The sequence below is a fragment of the Methylobacterium sp. NPDC080182 genome, from assembly GCF_050281105.1.
Classification (GTDB): Bacteria; Pseudomonadota; Alphaproteobacteria; order Rhizobiales; family Beijerinckiaceae; genus Methylobacterium.
The window spans coordinates 1-18,212 of sequence record NZ_JBNNWO010000031.1 but is presented as its reverse complement, the minus strand read 5'-3'; the positions used below and the strand labels follow the sequence as shown (position 1 = coordinate 18,212).

Annotated in this window: 11 protein-coding genes and 2 pseudogenes; 7 read left to right on the top strand and 6 right to left on the bottom strand. The window is 64.3% G+C overall.

Annotation, left to right across the window (positions count from 1 at the left end; genetic code table 11):
- The first annotated feature begins 41 nt into the window (after nt 1–41).
- A complete protein-coding gene (locus tag ACQKQD_RS31440; RefSeq protein ID WP_427510610.1) occupies nt 42–320 on the top strand; it encodes a hypothetical protein in 279 nt (92 codons plus the stop codon).
- A gap of 189 nt (nt 321–509) precedes the next feature.
- Here the strand turns inward: ACQKQD_RS31440 and ACQKQD_RS31435 are convergent, their stop codons facing one another.
- Complete coding sequence (locus tag ACQKQD_RS31435; protein WP_427510609.1) at nt 510–6,233, bottom strand: autotransporter-associated beta strand repeat-containing protein; 5,724 nt, start codon at nt 6,231–6,233, stop codon at nt 510–512.
- Nucleotides 6,234–6,413: 180 nt separating this feature from the next.
- Between ACQKQD_RS31435 and ACQKQD_RS31430 the strand changes: the two are divergent.
- Nucleotides 6,414–6,721 (top strand): annotated as a pseudogene (locus ACQKQD_RS31430) (methyl-accepting chemotaxis protein); the annotation flags it as partial.
- Between the two features lie 393 nt (nt 6,722–7,114).
- Here the strand turns inward: ACQKQD_RS31430 and ACQKQD_RS31425 are convergent.
- The 4 genes and pseudogenes from ACQKQD_RS31425 to ACQKQD_RS31410 all read right to left on the bottom strand — a co-directional run.
- A pseudogene (locus ACQKQD_RS31425) lies at nt 7,115–7,390 on the bottom strand (IS91 family transposase); the annotation flags it as partial.
- Nucleotides 7,391–7,415: 25 nt separating this feature from the next.
- Nucleotides 7,416–8,696, bottom strand: coding sequence for an IS66 family transposase (tnpC, locus tag ACQKQD_RS31420; protein ID WP_427510608.1), 1,281 nt, complete (start codon nt 8,694–8,696; stop codon nt 7,416–7,418).
- Between the two features lie 486 nt (nt 8,697–9,182).
- A complete protein-coding gene (locus ACQKQD_RS31415; RefSeq protein ID WP_427510607.1) occupies nt 9,183–9,836 on the bottom strand; it encodes a hypothetical protein in 654 nt (217 codons plus the stop codon).
- 94 nt (nt 9,837–9,930) lie between these two features.
- Nucleotides 9,931–10,356, bottom strand: coding sequence for a hypothetical protein (locus ACQKQD_RS31410; protein ID WP_427510606.1), 426 nt, complete (start codon nt 10,354–10,356; stop codon nt 9,931–9,933).
- A gap of 250 nt (nt 10,357–10,606) precedes the next feature.
- Between ACQKQD_RS31410 and ACQKQD_RS31405 the strand changes: the two genes are divergently transcribed.
- The 5 genes from ACQKQD_RS31405 to ACQKQD_RS31385 all read left to right on the top strand — a co-directional run bounded on the left by ACQKQD_RS31405 (nt 10,607) and on the right by ACQKQD_RS31385 (nt 17,265).
- Nucleotides 10,607–12,853: a type I secretion system permease/ATPase gene (locus ACQKQD_RS31405; RefSeq protein WP_427510605.1), complete on the top strand. Its 2,247-nt coding sequence runs from the start codon at nt 10,607–10,609 to the stop codon at nt 12,851–12,853.
- Complete coding sequence (locus ACQKQD_RS31400; protein ID WP_427510604.1) at nt 12,853–14,343, top strand: HlyD family type I secretion periplasmic adaptor subunit; 1,491 nt, start codon at nt 12,853–12,855, stop codon at nt 14,341–14,343. Before ACQKQD_RS31405 ends, ACQKQD_RS31400 begins: the two co-directional genes overlap by 1 nt.
- Before the next feature lie 431 nt (nt 14,344–14,774).
- Nucleotides 14,775–15,353, top strand: a complete 579-nt coding sequence (locus ACQKQD_RS31395) for a putative glycolipid-binding domain-containing protein (protein ID WP_427510603.1) — start codon at nt 14,775–14,777, stop codon at nt 15,351–15,353.
- Between the two features lie 261 nt (nt 15,354–15,614).
- Entirely contained in the window at nt 15,615–16,517 is a 903-nt protein-coding gene (locus ACQKQD_RS31390; RefSeq protein WP_427510602.1) for an alpha/beta hydrolase, read from the top strand.
- Nucleotides 16,518–16,530: 13 nt separating this feature from the next.
- Entirely contained in the window at nt 16,531–17,265 is a 735-nt protein-coding gene (locus tag ACQKQD_RS31385) for an AraC family transcriptional regulator (protein ID WP_427510601.1), read from the top strand.
- 145 nt (nt 17,266–17,410) lie between these two features.
- Here the strand turns inward: ACQKQD_RS31385 and ACQKQD_RS31380 are convergent, their stop codons facing one another.
- Complete coding sequence (locus tag ACQKQD_RS31380) at nt 17,411–18,145, bottom strand: YggS family pyridoxal phosphate-dependent enzyme (RefSeq protein WP_427510600.1); 735 nt, start codon at nt 18,143–18,145, stop codon at nt 17,411–17,413.
- Nucleotides 18,146–18,212 lie beyond the last annotated feature (67 nt).

Genomic DNA, 18,212 nt, shown 5'->3' with positions numbered 1-18,212 from the left:
GGCCGTGTCGGCCGGGGCGCACGGCTAAGTCACGTCAGGGAATGATCAGCGCGACCATGCCGCCCGGACCTTCGACCCTCGCGGACCTGCGCAAGACAGGCGTCATCACCAGCCGGGAGATCGTCGCGGCGATCGAAGCCAACATGTTGGATCCAGGCGCTGGCCTCCACCGCTTCCCGAGCGGCCACAGCTTGGATCTCGCGGGCATCGTGGATGCGACGCCTGCCTTAGCGCGGGTTGAACGCGCCGGCCCGCAAGAGAAGACGTTCCGAAACGCGCTTGCCGCCGCCATCATGGTGGCCAGCCCGACCCCGCCGTGAACTGTCGGCCGCTTGATTCCGCCAGGACCTGAAACCACGAGCGGAGGAGCAGCCGACAGCACTAGCGCGACGCGATAAGCGCCGCGGGTCAGCGGCGGAGCAGCCTCAACGCGGTCGCGGTCTGATGAATGAGACAGCATCAATCGAGCGTGTCGAGGGCTGCTTACAAAGCGCGCTGCGATAGATGTCTTACCAAGCGGCCTGGAGGCCTGCTGAGATCACCTGTGCGGTCGCGTTCGGGCGCAACTCACCGGTATAGCCCACCGACAGCTGCACGCCCTCGGCGACGGCCCCAGTCAGGCTCACCCCCAGAACCGCGCCGTCCCGCCCCAGCGCGCTCGTCCGGCTGGAGAACCCGGCCCCGAACAGGCTCGAGCGGATCACCGCCGCCGTGTCGGCCAGCTCGTGCGCCCAGTACGCCCGGCCCTCCAGGCGCAAATCTGGAATGCCTGCCAGCGCCCAGCTCGTCACGCGCCCGCCGACCAGGCTGCGCGCCGCGTCGAGGTCGGCCACCGCGAAGCCCTGGCCGCCGAAGCCCTGGTTGACCAGACCGCCCCGCTCGGACACCCGGCCCCGCGTCAGCCGATCGTAGCTGAAGCCCACCTCCGGAACGACCTCTACCGGCAGGCCGGTCGCCAGCGCGTACCCGGCAAAGCCCGACACCCCGCCGTTCCAGCCCGACGACAGCCCGCTCGCCTGCGACACCGCCGCGCCCAGCGCCACCGTCCGGTCGACCCGCCCGTCCGCGTACGACACCCCCGCCGTGCCCCGCAGCACCACCGCGCCCAACCGCGTGCTCGCGTAGAGCGTGCCGCCGTAGCTGTCGGTGGTGAACCGCCCCAGCCCCGCGCCCCGCGACGTGCCGCCCGCGCGCAGGTAGCTGAACGCTCCGCCCACCTGCGTGTCCGCCCCGACCTGACGGTCGACGCCCATCAGCAGGCCGCCCGCGTCGAACCCGGCGCCCGTGGCCGCCCGGTCGCCGGCGCGCGCGCCGAACCCGTACAGCGCGTCGGCCCAGACCCGGCCCTCGCCCACCGCCAGCGGCGCCGCCGCCGCCCCGGCGCCGCCGCGCACCTGCAGCGCCGTGCGGTTCGGGCCCGGGCCCGGATCGCCCGCGCTGAACGCGCTGGCGCCGCCGCCCAGCCCGCGCTGGTGCCGGTCGATCGTGTCGGCCAGCAGCCGGCGCGCGGCGAGGTCGGTCATCACCGCGTCGCCGTAGCTCTGGCCCGACAGGCTCGCCAGGCCGCCCGGCAGGGTCGCAGGGCTCGCCGCGTAGAGCGGGTCGTACACCCGCGCCCGCGCCGCGTCCGGCCGCGTGCCGGCGGCCGGGCGGGCGAGGTCGAGGGCCGCGCCCACGGCCCGGGCATTGCCGGTCTGGGCGAGGCCGAGCCCGGCGAGGTTTCCGTAGGCGGCGGGCGTGACCACGAGGTCGAGGCCGGTGGCGGCGTAGAGCGCGTCGAAGCGCGTGCCGGCCGGCAGGCCCGCCGCCGGCTGGGCGAGCCCGGTGAACGAGCCCGACAGCCCGGCTTGCGCGGTGAGCACGCCGAAGCGCTGGCCGAGCGCGGGGGTGAAGCCGTTGCCCGCGTTGCCGGTGATGCCGCGCAGCTCCGGCACCAGGGTGCCGCTGGCCGAGACCGTGCCGGTCGGGCCGAGCGCCAGGAGGCGGGCGTAGCTGCCCGCGCCGGTGCCGGTGCCCGGGCCGTCGATGTCGAGGCCGAGGCTGCTGCCGGGGTTGAACGCCACCGGGCCGAGGACGGTGAGCGTGCCGGGGGAGTTGCCCGGCCGCAGGGCGCCGGCGACCGTGACCGGGGCCGCGATGGTGCCGATGCCGCGCAGGGTGCCGGCGGCCGCGACGGTGACCGGCGAGGCCCAGAGCCCGTTGAGCGAGAGCGTGCCGGCCTGGACGGTGGTCGGGCCGGAGAAGCGGCCGAGGCCGGTGAGCGTGAGCGTGCCGGGGCCGGTTTTGGTCAGGCTGGTCGGGCTGGCGGTCTCCAGGATGGCGCCGGCGTAGGTCGAGGCGGCCGCGTTGGAGACCGTGAGGGCGCCGTTGCCCAGGACCGCGGAGGCCGGGCCGGACAGGCTGGCGACGGTCAAAGCGGTGCCGCCGAGGTCGAGGGCGCCGGTGTTGGTCAGGCTGGTGAGCCCGGCGAGCGGGCCGGTGATCTGCACGAGGCCGGTGTTGGTGAGCGTGCCGTTGAGCTGCCCAGACAGCTGGGCAAGGCCGGTGTTGGTCAGGTCTGTGGTGAGGGTGCCGTCGCTGGCCACCAGGCCGGCATTGCTGAGGCCGCCGGAGGCGGTGAGGCTGGCGGTCTGGGCGACGGCGACGAGGCCGGCATTGGTGAGGGGGCCGGCGAGGCTGTAGCTGCCGCCGCCGGTGACGGCGAGGGTCGCGCCGGCGGCGTTGGCGAAGGTGCCGGCGCTGGTGATGGTCCCGGACACGGCGAGCAGGCCGGCATTGTTGGCGATGGCGCCGTCGATGCGGCCGGCGCTGGCCAGCACGGTGCCGGCATTGGTCAGGCCGCCGCTGATCGTGCCGCTGGTGGCGAGGAGGCCGCTGTTGGTCACGCCGCCGCCGAGGGCGCCGGCGTTGCTCAGGATGCCGCTGTTGGCGACGCCACCGCCGATGGCGCCGGTGTTGATGGCCGTGCCGGCGTTGCCCAAGCCACCGGAGATGGCGCCACTGTTGCTCAGGCTGCCGCTATTGGTCACACCACCCGCCATGGTGCCATTGTTGAGTGTTTGGCCAGTATTATTCAGGCTGCCCACGATCGTGCCACTAATTGTTAGTGTGCCGATGTTTGATATATCTCCGGAAATGGTGCCACTGCTGGTCAGGCTTCCGGTATTGATCGTGCTGCCTGCTATGGCGCCGCTGTTGAGGGCATAGCCAGCGTTGAATAGGCCCCCGGTGATGGTGCCGCTGTTGCTTAGGCTTCCGAAGTTGCTGACCCCGCCTAAGGCAAAGCCGGAATTGAGGAAGCTCGCACCCGAGCCGACCAGGACGGGTGACACGAGGCTGCCGGTGACCGTTAGCGTCAGCGTGCCCGCTCTGACGACGGCGCTGCCCGTGAAGGTGTTTACACCTGCCAACGAGAATATGCCGGCACCGATTTTGGTTAGCCCACCCGAGCCAGAGATCACGCCAGAAAATACCGTGCTCGTGTTATCGCCGCCTGTAGTCAGTGTGCCAGACCCGAGTGTCACATTGCCAGCGCCTGCGAGCGAGCCGATGGTCTGGTTGAAGTTGTTCAGATTCAATGTCGCTCCACCCGCCACCGTAAAGGTCGAGAGCGGTGCGAGGACGTTGGCCGCCCCCGCTGTCACGGCGCCAGTCAGAACGCTGGTGCTTCCCGTATAGGTCGCAGGACCATCAATGATGAGCGTCCCGGTTCCGTATTTGATAAGTGGGCGATTGCCAGACAGGACGTTGGCATCGGGGATCGAGTCGTTGTTTGCAAGGCCAAACTGCAGCACGGAGGCACTCGCAAAATTGCTGGTCACGTCATGAAGAACAAACGCACCGCGACCATCCTCGCCGACCACGAGCGTATCGGCCTTCGCGTCATAGTTGAGCGTATAGACGAGCGCGTTCGGTAGTCCGAAGCCGAAGCGGCGCCAGTTAATGAGATTACCCGCCGCATCGCTCTCAGCTACGGCCAGAGGGTTGCCGGCATTGTCGACGCTGTTGAGGCCGCCCACCAGCAGAGCGTCCACCCCGTTGTTGTCGATGAAGCTCAGCGAGGTTGGACGGATAAGGTTCGCCGGAAGATTACTGGTCAGCGTGGTGAAGCTCGCGCCCATATCGCGGGTGCCATAGATATCGACGCTGTCTGCTGCGAAAAACCGCGTGAATGTTCGAGTATCGAAAGCGACAGAGGTCGGTGCCTGTCCAGTATAGGCTGGCAGAGGCATCAGCGAGCCGGCCGCGCCGGTCGCGCTAAGGTAGAGGGCTCCGCCGGAACGACTGTTGGCTCCGGCCAGAAGCGCATTCATTTTGTCGCGCGTGCCATAGTCGATAGACGTGACAGTTCCGCTTGCGCTTCCAAGGTTTGTCAGCGATAGATTTACCGTCGTGGCGCTTATTGGGCTATTGTCCGAAGCGATGTAGACGCTTGAGCCTGCAACCGCGATCCGACTTGGATCGACGTTATTCAAAACTATCGGACTCAAAAACGATGTTCCGGTGATTGATTTTCCGAATTGAACTTGCGTGTTGTCATTATTGACGATTCTAGCTGTCGCGACCTCATTACCCGAAGAGTCGACAATTGTTCTTTGCAATCCGCCAAGATTTTGGGTCGAATCATAGATGGCGCTGTAGGAGCCAAAGCTCTTGTCATTGACCCGCGCATTAGCTCCGTCGCCGCCTTGAAGCTGGTTGTACACTGCGCCACCCGGACCGACTTGTAGAGCCGTGCCGTTGTCCTGAGCTGCGATCACAATCCGCTTGCTATTCCCATCAAAGGCAAGCGCGTAGATCTCGTAAGTAGATAGGCCTTTGTTCAATCCTTGCCAAATACCGTTCGTGGTTTGCGGGTCGGACCTCACATAAAGGCCACCGTCGACGCCGGCAAGCAATCGGCCGTTTGAGTCGAACGCGAGGACACGGCTATCTGGATGAATGTTGGATCCATTCGCAGTATTGTTGAGAATGGGATTTCCGGCGCTGTCCTTCCCTCCATCGCCCAACGGAGTTGCAGTGTTGGTCGCTGTGTCAATGCGCGCCGCAGACAGAAACCAACCGTTATTATACTGCGGCGTGATATTGCCTGCTAAATAGACAATGTTTGGTGATCTGGGGTCAATGGCGATTGCGCCATGCAGAGGCACCGCCGTGTCGTTGACGTCCCCAGTCGTCTTTTGCGAGAAGCTTGCTCCACCGTTGTTAGAGTAGAACAGGCCGACAAATCCGGTATTTCTTTTGACATTATTGCTGCCATCGTCGTCGTCTCCGCCCCCGTTCAGCACGCCCACGGCAATTGCGACGGTTCCGCCGGGGCCGGCTGCGAGCTTTATTGATGTTGGATTGACTGCTGTGATAGTCCCGTTGCTATCTCCCGCGCCGAATACACGAATCCAGGTCGCGCCACCGTCGGCACTTTTATATACACCCGTTTGAGCGAAAGTCGTTGCGCTACTCGCCGCAACGGCGGCATAGAAAACGTCCGAGTTGCTTGGGTCTCCGACCAAGGACGTGATGGGCCCGGCAGGTAGGCCGGAGCTGACAGCTCCAGAAACGAGTGTAAACGAGCCGCCTGTGTTTGTGCTCCTGTACAGACCGCCGCTGAAGTAAGGATTGTCGGCCGACGCGAGTGCCGGCTCCCAACTTGCCGCCAAAATGGTGGTGCCCCGTGCCTCAACGCCAATTATGCTTTTGCCACTAAGAGCGCTCGTTCCAAGATGAGAGAAAGTTGCGCCGCCGTCTGTGCTATAAAGTAGTCCGGTAAGATTGCCGCCGTGACCGCTCTTGCCGTTGATGCTTATTGAGTTGAACCCACCAGCAGAAATCGCGGCAGTACCTGCGATGATGGTCCTATGAGTGGCATCCGTAGGGTCGAGCGAGAGGCTTCCAATTGACAGCGACGAGAGATTATCGGTCAGCGGCGTCCAGCTCGTTCCCGCATTAGTGGATTTCCAAATACCGCCAGTGATAGCTCCGACGTACAAAGTGTTGGCGTTTGTCGGATCGGCCGCGATTGCCTGGATCGCGCCCGCCGTGGTGCCCCCAGACGGGAGGTCGTCGGCGCTGTAGATGACACTGCCCAATCCCTGAGCCGGGGCAGGACCTTGATTGCCGAAAGTAGAGCCGTACTGTACTTGCGCATGGGCGAGCTTTGGCGTCAGCAGCACCACACCAACGATCGCTGTGCTGCTGGCCAGCGCGCGGCGAAAGATGCTGCTCGATACGTTCATATTGATCTCACGTCACGGCAGCGCCGCTAAAAATTGCGTGCGTACTCTGCGTGGGTGGAAAGCAGCACTCCACTCACGGAATTGTTAGACTGACCGAATCGCGGACATGTGTTTCCGCTTGGCAACAGCTGGCCGTCAGATGGCGTCGCTGCCCGATTTGAGGACCTCATTTGATCTAGCCTGACGGCGCAGGCGGAGACGGCGATCGACGGATTACCGGGCGGATCCGCGAGATCGACGTCGTGGCGACATTGATTGCGGCTGCCTTCGAGTAGTAGGCCGCGGCGAGCCAGGAGCTCGTGCGCAACGTGGCAAGCCTCGGCGGGCTCGAGCCAGGTGTCGGGCAACATCGCCGGCGTGGCGCAGGCCTTGGAGGAAACGATTACTGCGGCCGGTTAAGTGCTGTCGGTGGGCTCGGAGCTTCGCGGCAATCCGAGCATCTCGGTGCCGAGGCCAGCCGATTCCTCGCAACCGTGCGCGCCGCCTGAGCTGCTCCTACCTTCCCTATCGCGCCCGCAGGTGGCCGACTACGCGAACGTCCGCTTCCGCCTCACCTATGAGCGGAAGCGGACCAGCCGAAAACCTGAAGAGTTTCGGTCGCCGCGAGGCGTACGAAAGTCTTGGATGAACGAACCCGCGGGATGGCGGGCGGGCCTATGGGGATTTGGGCTGGGCGTCGCCCCCAGTGGCGGAGCGACGGCGGGCAAACCTCGCCAGTGGCGTGCTTGGAAGTCCCCGGATTGGCAAGGCCTCAGCGCTTGGCGAAGCGAACCGGGGTTCGGCGATCGCGGGGGCACGGTTCATCCTGAGGTTCGGCACAGGGTGAGGCATGCCCCGAGGCGCGGTTCCTCGGGTGGTTGGCTGCGTCAGGTCATGCCGGGTCATGGCGAACCTGCCCGGTGCGACGTGGAGCGGAACGGCGGCCCACGGGGCTGATGCCAGCCCGCGAAGGACCCGACGATCGTCATGGGACCGCCGCAGCAGGGGCAAGGTGGCCGGGCCTGGCCGGGGCTGTCTTGCGGATCGGGTGCGTCGGCGCTGGGCCGCGGCGGGGCCGGGACGCCGAGGACCGCGCGGATGCGGTCCAGGCCTGCCGTCCGGTTCGAGCCCGTGAGAAAGCCGTAGTGCCGGATGCGGTGGAAGCCGCGCGGCAGTAATTACCCAGGCCTATGATGGCAGGGTTCAAGCGCCGGTGGTTTTGAGGATGGTGCTGAAGGGGCTGCTGCCTGTGAGGCGCGCGGTGTCGACGACGGTGCGAATGGCGGCTTCGCCCTCGGCCGCCCACATGGCGCGATAGCCGTTGGTCACCTTCCGCTGCACGACAGCGGGACGCAGCAGCCGCTCGGAGCCGTTGTTGGTCGGCTCGACCTTTCCGGGATAGGCGAGGAACACCAGGAGCTGATCGCGCGCGCGGCTGATCTTGGCCTGGAGCTCGCGGGTCAGGTCACAGCGGCTCGGCGTGGCCAGGATGGCACCGAGTTGCTGATCCAGGCTCCGGCGCTTGGCCGAGAGCGTCGCGGCAGCCAAGTCTGTGACGCGCTCGGCCAGAGCGAAGACGCTCTGTAGCCAGAGTTGCAGGCGCCAGGGGACGGGATCGTCGCTGACCTCGACGACGTAGGCGACGTCGCGGGCCAGATGCGCCAAGCAGGTCTGGTGCTTATCCGCATGGCCCTGTTGGGCGGTGTAGCGGTCGGAGATCCACACCGCCGGTCGGTGCCCGTCCATCATCTCCCGCACCACGACAGCACCGCGCGTCGGAGACGGCGTGTGCACCACCGCGTCGGCCGAGTGGAACAGCCAGTGGTAAGCGTTCGAGCCCTCGATGCGCACGCCGGTCTCGTCGCAGGCGACGACCTCGGCCCGACGCAGGGTCGCGATGGCCGCGTCGCGGCCCGGGTGGAAGCAGCCCTGCGCGCGGCGGAGCAGGTTCATCAGCCCGCCCTGGCTGAGCGTGAGGCCGAACAGGTCGGACAGCGCCACCTGCAACCGTTCGTATGAGAGCGCCTGAAAGGCCTTCAGGTACGTCGCCACCGCATGCAGCCGTGGGCCGAACGGCGTGCCGCGCGCTGCCTCCGGCACCGGTGCGACCACCCGCTCCCCACAGCGCGGGCAGCGGACCGCGAGACGCTGGTGCTGCGTCACGATCGGCGCCACCGCGGGCAGCTCGATCTGCTCGGCGACGCTGACGACCTCTGCCGGAAGAGCGGCGTGCAGGCTGGCACCGCAGCACGCGCACGCCTCGGGACGATGCTCGACGACTGCGTCAGGATCATCGCTGACGACGCGGCTATGGCCCTCATGACCCGGCTTGGCACCGCCGGGCTTTGAGTGCTCCCGCTGCTCCTTGCGATCGGTCGCGGGCGGCTTGGACGAGGTGCGCGAGGTCTTCTCTGGCCGCTGCAGCCGCAGCACCAGCTCGATCAGCTCTTCGCGGCTCAGCCGTTCAAGGTCGCTGCGGCCCATCTCACGAGAGAATCAGCGAAATCCGTCCCGCGCAAGGGCGTGGGTAATTACGAGGTGGCAGCTTCGACGGCGCATCTATCCGATAAGGAGTTAGGGCTATCGCTTAACTCGTTACCTGCCGACGTCCGACCCTATCTGTTCGGCTTCCGCAAGGCTGGCGCCATCGCCGGCAAATCTCGGGAGATCCTTATGAGATCAATACGTCAGACCGGGAATGCTCTTGCAGGCTATGTACCATCCTACGCAATGGGTCGTGTGCTTGAGGACACTACGTCCTGAATATAGAGCCCTGCAGAACCATCCCTTACGGACAGGTTTGTAATGACCGAGTCGTGTAGGTTCGCGACAGCTTATTCTAAGTAACAATAAAAACTAGGCTAATATATCTATAAATATATGCACCTAGCGTACCTATTTAGTTTCCTTACACAAAAGAATAATAATAACCTCATCCGCTAATCAAGCGAATAAACCTTCGATATAAAACTAGGGCGGATCAATTTTTTGCGATTGAACCTTGGCCATGCTCCCACTCCTCGCGATCATTAATACAAAGCATGCCAGCTGTAAGGCGAGCAGCACAAATCCTTGGGTGACCTTGCCGCCGAGCGTTGGAGGTTCCGTCGCAAGGACGACGAAATTGTAGCTGCCATGCAGCAGAAACATCTCGAAAGTTGCTCCCTGCGCACCTTGATCTACCGCTCGCCTGTCCCATAAAATACCGACATTTGCCTGAAATAAAACAGTTATCAACGTGGCTAGAAGTGCGTGAATGGCTAGATGATCGATCGCTAGATAATTTGGATTAAATGAAACATTTAATCTCAGCCCTTTTTCAATTGCTTCTATGCCGCCAAGAACTTGAGAAATCGGTTTTGACGTAATTATTCCACGTGCATCTACCGTGCGAAAACCGTATCGTGTGCACTCTTCAATCAATGGTCCGATAAAACATATCAGCAGTATCGCCGCCAAAGCCGATCGGAAAGCTGTGTTCACCCAGATTGCCAGCGCAACCATGCAGACGTCCAAGGCGGAGACGACGACCACCGCCTTCAGTCCAGCCGGATATACGCGTAGGATATAGGAGACAACGGAAACTGTGAGGATGACGAAGGTGAGATTGATCGCGAGTGCCAAGAGGCCGCCTCGTGCTTTTCACAAGATCGCCCGGATCCGGCGCGGTGGCGCGCCAGACCCGGGATACGTTAGGCTGATTTAGCGGTCGTCTTCATCAAGGGCCGACGCCGGTATAAGGATCGAGATTGCCCGGAGAAGGTGTGCCGTAGTCGCCGTTCGGCACCGGCACAGGCTGGGTGAAGGCGTCGTAGAGGTATCCGCCGCTGACTTGGCCGACGTAGGAACCAGTCGGGCCGCCGACCGAGGCTCCTGCTGGTCCCCCCAGATCCGCACCTATGGCGCCGCCGAGCACCGTTCCGAGATAACCGCCCTGACGGCTCGCATCCGAGCGGTCGTACGCGGTAGTCCCGTAGGCGTCATATCCGGTGCCGTAGCTCGGCTCGGTACCGATTGCGGAAGCCGATCCTGGGGTCGTACCGCTGAAAGCATAGAACGCGTCGGGGCTGTAGTTGTACAGCGTCTGCGCGAATGCCTGCTCGCCGACATTGTCGGAGCCGAATTCTCCTGGAAGATCAGCCATGGCTATAAAATTCTCCTAATTTGGCATGAGCCCTTAGGACTAAATATGCTCGATAGGTGCTGGCGCTAGAGAATCACGCTTCGTCCCAAGACCTCTGTTGACTAGGTCGTCGCCGCTCACTCCGACGACTGTTTGGGGTTGCTTGCCGCAACACCCATTGTCGATCTCACATCATTTGGTTATCGATGGCAAGCCCCGAATGCGAGCTTGACCATTGTAATTCCATTTGTTCTGTTCTGGAGTCAACCCATTGCAGACATCTCAGGCCGGTCTCGGCGTCGAGCCCGCGTCACGCTCGCCACGTGCGGGCGAGAGGTCACCGTTTGAGGGGCCGCAGAACACGCCCGCGCCCTATAGCGGCTTTGCAGCAATCGGTGTGGTCGCGGGCTTCTATCGGATCCCCGCCCCGAGCCCAGCTCAACTCGCTCAGGATCTACGGTGCGACGACAACTCGGATCTGCCCGAGGATGTCGTTCGAGCCGCCATCAGACTCGGTCTGCGAGCCCGGCATCTGTCTGGACAAAGCCTTGCACGACTCTGGCGTGCGCCACTGCCCTGCATCCTCAGGCTGACAGACGGACGCTTCACCCTCCTCATCGATCGGAGGCTGGATGAGAACCGGCTGCGCCTCCTCGATCCATTCACGCGAGCGCCGTGGGACATCGCCAGCGAGGAGCTTGCTGCACTCTGGACTGGCGAGGTTGTCCTCGTCACCCGTCGTGCGATCGGTGGGGCGGGCCTCGATCCGCGTACCTTCGGCTTCCGCTGGTTCCTGCCCTCCGTCGCGCGCTACAAGCGGCCACTCGCCCAGGCACTCGTCGCCTCGCTCTTCATCCAGCTCTTCGCGCTGGTCACGCCGCTGTTCTTCCAGCTGGTGGTCGACAAGGTTCTGGTACACAAGGGCCTGAGTACCCTCGTCGTCCTCGTGGTCGGGCTCGCCGCACTCGGCCTCTTCGACGTCACGCTCCAGTACCTGCGTACCTACGTCCTGGCGCATACGGCCAGTCGCATCGACGCCGAACTCGGCGCCCGGCTCTTTGCCCACCTCATGCGCCTGCCGCTCGGCTATTTCGAGACCCGCCAAGCCGGCCAGACCGTCGCGCGCGCGCGCGAACTCGATACGGTGCGCCAGTTCCTCACCGGTCAGAGCGTATCTTCCGCGATCGACCTCGCCTTCACTGCCATCCTCGTCGCCGTTCTGTTCCTGTACTCGCCGCCCCTCGCCCTCGTGGTCGTGCTCTCCGCTCCCATCTACGTCCTCGTTGCCACGCTTGTCCGCCCGCTCCTGCGCGAACGTGCCAAGGAGAAGTTCAATCGAGGAGCGCAGAGCCAGCAGTTCCTGGTCGAGTCAGTGGTGGGCATCCAGACGATCAAGGCTGCGGCCGTCGAACCGCTGATGCGGCTCGAGTGGGAGGAGCGGCTGGCGGCCTACGTCGGCACCTCTTTTCGTGCGACGCTACTCGGGGCGCTGGGACAGAACGGTGTCCAGTACGTTTCGAAGGCCACGACCGCGCTGATCCTGTTCTTCGGCGCCCGGGACGTGATGGCCGGCACGATGAGCGTCGGCGAACTCATCGCCTTCAACATGATCGCAGCACAGGTCACCCAACCCGTCCTGCGGCTATCCCAGCTTTGGCAAGACTTCCAGCAGGTTCAGATCTCTGTCGAACGCATCGGCGACATCCTCAACGCTCCGGTCGAGGCGCAGCCGCCCGCGACGGCTGCGACGCTGCCGCCGGCGCAGGGCGCAATCCGCTTCGAGGACATCATCTTTCGCTACAAGCCGGGCGACCCGGAGGTGCTGCGTGGCGTCTCCCTGGAAATTCCAGCGGGTCAGGTCGTCGGTATCGTCGGCCCCTCCGGATCGGGCAAGTCGACGCTGACCAAACTCATCCAGCGCCTCTACGTGCCGGAAGCTGGCCGTGTCCTCCTCGACGGGCACGACCTCACCGAGGTCGATCCGGTCTGGCTGCGGCGGCAGGTCGGCGTGGTGTTGCAGGAGAACCTCCTGTTCAACCGTACGCTCCACGAGAACATCGCCTTCGCTCACCCGGCACTGCCGCGCGATGCGGTGCGTCACGTGGCCCAGCTCGCCGGCGCGCATGACTTCATCGCCCGACTGCCGAACGGCTACGACACAGTGATCGAGGAGCGCGGCGCCAATCTCTCCGGTGGGCAGCGCCAGCGCATCGCCATCGCCCGGGCGCTCGCCACCAACCCGCGCGTGCTCATCTTAGACGAGGCCACCTCGGCGCTCGACTACGAGAGCGAGCAGGTGATCCAGGCGAACATGCGCGACATCGTCCGCGGGCGCACGGTCATCATCATCTCGCATCGCCTCGCGGCGGTGCGGGACTGCGATCGTATCCTGAGCGTGAGCGATGGCCGGATCGTCGAGGACGGCACGCATGAGAGCCTGCTCGCGGCCGGAGACGGCCCCTATGCCCATTTCTGGCGCCTGCAGATGCGCGTCGCCAGCGGCGGGAGGTGCACGTGATGCGACCGGCGAACGCCCGTGCAACGTCTGACAAGGTGGTGCCCCTGCGCCCCGCCGCGCCGTCCCGGCGGCAGGTTCGCCTCGACGCGATCGATCGCCAGTTCCTGCCCGGCGTGCTCGAACTCTTGGAGACGCCACCTTCCCCCATCCACGTGCGCCTGATGCTGGCGATCTGCGCGCTGTTCACGGCGACGCTCGCCTGGTCGTGGTTCGGCCGGATCGACATCCATGCTGTCGCTACCGGTCGGGTCCAGCCGGTCGGACGCACCAAGCTTGTCCAGCCGATGGAGACGGGCCGGATCAAGCGCGTCACGGTCGAGAACGGCTCGCACGTCGAGGCCGGCGATCTCTTGGCCGAACTCGATTCCACAGAGATCCAGGCCGAACGCGACAGCGTCCGCGCAGACCTCATGGGCACGGAGGCGGAGATCATTCGGCGCCAAGCCGCCTTGCGCGCCGCGGCGGCAACCCCCATCGCTGTGCCAGATACGCTTACCTTCCCCGGTACCGTGAGCGATCCGGCGGTTCGCGTCCGAGAAGAGGCCGTGCTGCGCGCCGACCTCGCTCAGCTCGCCGCGCGTCTGGAGAGCCTCACCACCGGCATTGCGGAGAAGCGTGCGACGCTCGCACGCCTCGAGTCTGGCATTGAGGCGCGTGGGCGCGTCCTGGCGACCCTACAGGAGCGCCTGGACATGCGGCGCACGCTAGTCGACCGCGGCGCGGGAACACGCGCGGATGTTGTCGTAGCGCTGCACGACTTCGAGCAGGCGCGCACGAACCTAGTCGCCGACCAGGGGCAGGTCGGCGAGACGCACGCCGCAATTGCCTCGCTCGAGCAGAAGGCCCGCGAGGCGATCTCGCATTTCGTGGCCGAGAATACGGGCAAGCTCGCAGAGGCCGCACGCAGGCGATCCGACCTGCAGCAGAGCCTCGTCAAAGCGACCGCCAGGGTCGAGCGCACCCGGCTATACGCGCCCGTGACGGGCACCATCCAGGAACTCGCCGTCACGACGCCGGGACAGGTGGTGACGGGCGGGCAGCAGCTCATGTCTGTCGTGCCCAATGGGGCCGATCTCGAGATCGAGGCGATGGTGGTAAACGCTGACATCGGCTTCCTCGAACCGGGCCAGTCGGCCGTGCTCAAGATCGACGCCTTCCCCTTCACGCGCTACGGCACCTTGCCGGGGCGGGTCACACGCGTTTCGACCGACGCCGTTGATGCGCGACAGGCCGCCCTCCGACCGGGAGCGAACACAGGCACAAATGCCGCCGCGCAGGATGGGGCGCGCGCCACTCAGCCGACGCAAGGGTTGGTGTTCCCGATCACCGTCGAGCCGGATCAGGCCTTCATGCGGATTGATGGCAAGCGTATCCCGCTCACGCCCGGTATGGAGGTGACGGTCGAGGTCCGCACCGGCGAGCGGCGCATCCTCGAGTATCTGCTCTCGCCCCTCATTGAGATCGCCTCCAGCGCCATGCGTGAGCGGTGAGCCGGAGTACAGATGACCAAAAAGATCATCGGCTGAGGATCACGTTCGACGGCAGCGAGAACGACCTGATTGAGCCACAAGAGCCCTCCGACACCTCGCCGCCTCACATGCCATAAGCCGACGTTACGCGAACGGCTGGTCGAGGATCGCCGTCTGATCTCGGCCCCTCATCCGGAAGCGGACGATCCGCTTGCGACCCTTACGCGTCGTTCACGGGTGAACCCGACAATCCTGAAAGCGGACGCCCGTCGCTCCGAAACGCGACCCGCCTAGCGACCCATCAGCCGCTCTTCGCCCACGATGAACCCAAGCCTCCGGCGATCAACCACCCAATCGCTCAAAGCCCTGCGAATCCCCCCTTTCTCCCCTTGACCGCCCGTCGGCACATTAACAATGTTCCCGGCTTGTTCGCTGTGTTCGAGGAGAAGTCGATGGCTGTAGTGCGTTGGCAAGATTGGGACGGTCACGGTCTCGAACATTGTGAGTGCCGGGAGGACAGCGACGGATTGGTCCTCGAAGGGGTTGTCGCAGGAACCCGCCATGGATTGTATGGTGGGTACTACCGAGTTCGCACTGATGCTGCTTTCAGGACCCGCGAGGTCTATCTTCGATACGTCGGCGGCGCGGTTCTCCAAGTGGAAGCAGATGGAGAAGGTAATTGGCGGGATGTGGTGAGGGACCGATCGTTGGATTTCCTTGCAGGATGCCTTGATGTCGATATCGGTATTACCTCGGCCACGAACACACTCCCAATTAAACGTCTAAATCTCGATATGAATGAGAGCAGAGACATCACTGTTGCTTACATTCCACTTCCCGATCAGATCGGTGGAGAGTTCCTGCCACAGCGAGCGGAGCAGCGTTACACCTGCCTCATTCCAAGCAGGCGATACCGCTATGAAGGTCTGTTTCGGTTCTTCACCGCAGAGCTTGAGATTGATAAAGATAGCCTTGTCATCGACTATCCCAATACATTCCGAAGGGTGAGCACCGTAGCGCCGTCCAGCTGATGGCTGGTATCACTGGTCATGGCAGTTATTGAGGGTTACGTCTCAAAACCTGCCTGTCGCCTTTCCACCCTGACCAGCTGGTCGGTATGGGTCTCTACCGAGACGTTCAGGGTAATGTTTCTCAAGGCTGATAGCGGACGTCTGCCACTATGATAGACGCAGTATAAGGTTGACCGATCCGGCGTTTTTTCTGACCGGTCATGCGACGCAGGCTATCCGAAAAACCGGCATAGATGATCCCCGCTCAAGCGGGGATCCCACATGCGTCGCGACGTCGAGTTCGAGTCCGAAGGCCGTATCCTGCGCGGCTGGCTCTACGAGCCAGAGGGCGACGCACGGAGCTATCCCTGCATTGTCATGGCGCACGGCCTGTCCGGCGTGAAGGAGCAATACCTCGACCGCTATGCCGAGGTCTTCGCCTCCGCCGGCCTCGGTGTGCTGGTGTACGATCACGCCAATTTCGGTGCCAGCGACGGTTTGCCCAGGCAGGAAGCGGATCCCGTCCTACAACGACGCGGCTATCGCGATGCGATCAGCTTCACCCAGACCGTGTCCTGGATCGATCCCGCCCGCATCGGCCTCTGGGGGACGAGTTACAGCGGCGGCCATGTGCTGGAGGTTGCCGCCCTCGACCGGCGCGTACGCTGCGTCGTCAGCCAGGTACCGACCATCAGCGGATACCGCTCGGCACTACGGCGCACACGCGCCGATCTCGTACCGGCATTGCTGTCCCATCTCGACTCCGATCGTGCCGCACGTTTCAGGAGTGGGGAGCCAGCGACCTTCCCCGCCGTCTCGAACGATCCGCACGAGGGGTGTGCGATGGGAGGCAGCGACGCCTACGCGTTCTTCACCCAGACCCAGGATTTCGCGCCAGCATGGCGCAATGCACTCACTCTCCGCAGTGCCGAGCTGGCGCGCGAGAACGAACCGGCCATCCATATCGCACGCATCAGCCCCACCCCGCTCCTCATGATCGTAGCTGACCACGATCTGTTGACGGCCACCGACCTCTGCCTGGAAGCGTACCAGCAGGCGCTGCCGCCCAAGCAGTTGATGTTGATCACCGGGGGCCACTTCGATCCCTATGTCCGGCACTTCGAGCGAACCAGCACCGCTGCCCGTGACTGGTTCCGTAAGCATCTCATCGATGGCAGCGCGTGACGGGGCAGGACCAGTGTGCCTGCACGCCATCGCGCGCGACTACGCGAATGGCTCGGTCGTCGGCGAGCATTGCCATGTCGACGGGCAGCTCATCCATGCCACGGCCGGCGTCATGCAGATCCAGGTGGCTCAGCGTCTGTGGCTCATCCCGCCTCAGCGAGCTCTCTGGATCCCACCCCGCCTGACGCATGCACTCCGGGCACGGGGAGGCGTGTCGCTCCGGACGCTCTACATCGCACCGGCGGGCGCCCAGCCGCTCTTGGGCGATGTGCCTCGCGGCTTTGTGGTACCGCCGCTGGTACGGGAGTTGATCCTGCGTATGCTCGATCCGTGCGCGGCGAGCGATGGAGAGCGCCACGGTCGCCTCACCGCCGTTCTGGTGGATGAACTCGCCGACCTCGACCCGGACGGGATCTCCCTCCCGATGCCCTCAGACCCCCGCCTCGCCCGGGCCTGTGCCAACATACTGGCTCAGCCGGGAGAGGAGCACCGGATCGACGAATTGGCCCGACATGCCGGCGCGTCGGTTCGGACCCTGGGACGCCTCGCCCTTCATGAACTCGGCTGCCCCCTCTCGATGTGGCGTCAGCAAGCTCGGGTTCTCTCGGCTGTGCCGATGCTCGTTGCCGGAGAGCCTGTGACCGGGGCCGCCCGATCCCTGGGTTATGAAACGACTGGTGCTTTTGCTGCGATGTTCAGACGGTTCGTGGGGATGTCACCGCGCGAGTACCGGACGTCTTGCGGATGAGACGGTCAACCGGTGGAGCGCCGGACCATGGTGAGGTTAATCCCGAGAGCGATCATCACCGCCCCGGAGGCCCAACGCAGGCGGCGGCCGAGCTTCGGACGCGAGGCGCCCCGTCGTGGATGCCACTGGCCTAGACAGGGTTAAGTTAGGCGCGACTGTCGGCAAGCCCTGGCCAGTACGTCCCATCCGGGGTCGGTCGGTGTCCGAAAATGGCCTGCCCTACACGCACCACGTCCGCTCCCTCCTCGATCGCCGTCTCGAAGTCGCCAGACATACCCATCGACAGCGTGTTGATCGTAGGGTGAGAGCGAGCAATTTGGTCGCGCAAGTGGCGCAGCAGGGCAAAGCACGGTCGCACCCGATCCATGTCGGTGGTGAACACGGCAAGGGTCATCAGGCCAACCGGGCGAAGATGGGGAAAGCGCTCCAGCATCTCGACGAATGGCGGTAGCGCATCGGGATGCAACCCGAACTTGCTCCCCTCGCCCGAGGTGTTGACCTGGACATAGATGTCGAGCACCCGGCCCTCTCGCTCCAAATGGGCGTCGAGGGCCTCGGCGACCCGGAGGCTGTCGAGGGCATGGAACGCACTCGCAAAACGTGCGACGACCTTCGCTTTGTTGGTCTGCAGATGTCCGACGATACCCCACGTCGCGGGGAGATCCGCGAGCGCCTCGCGCTTGGCTACGGCCTCCTGCACCTTGTTCTCGCCGAAGCTCGTGACGCCAGCCTCCCAGGCCAAGCGTAGGATATGCGCCGGCACCGTCTTGGTGATCGGCAGCAGGTGCACCGAGGCGCGGCTGCGACCGGCGCGTCGGCAGGCCGCCGAAATTCGATCTTCGAGGATCGCTAATACCAATCCTTGTTGAGCACGACTCATGGGGTAGCGTCGGCGGCTGTGGGGTGATTCTATCCTCGGGTTTGGAGCCTCAGGAGGATGGGATGGC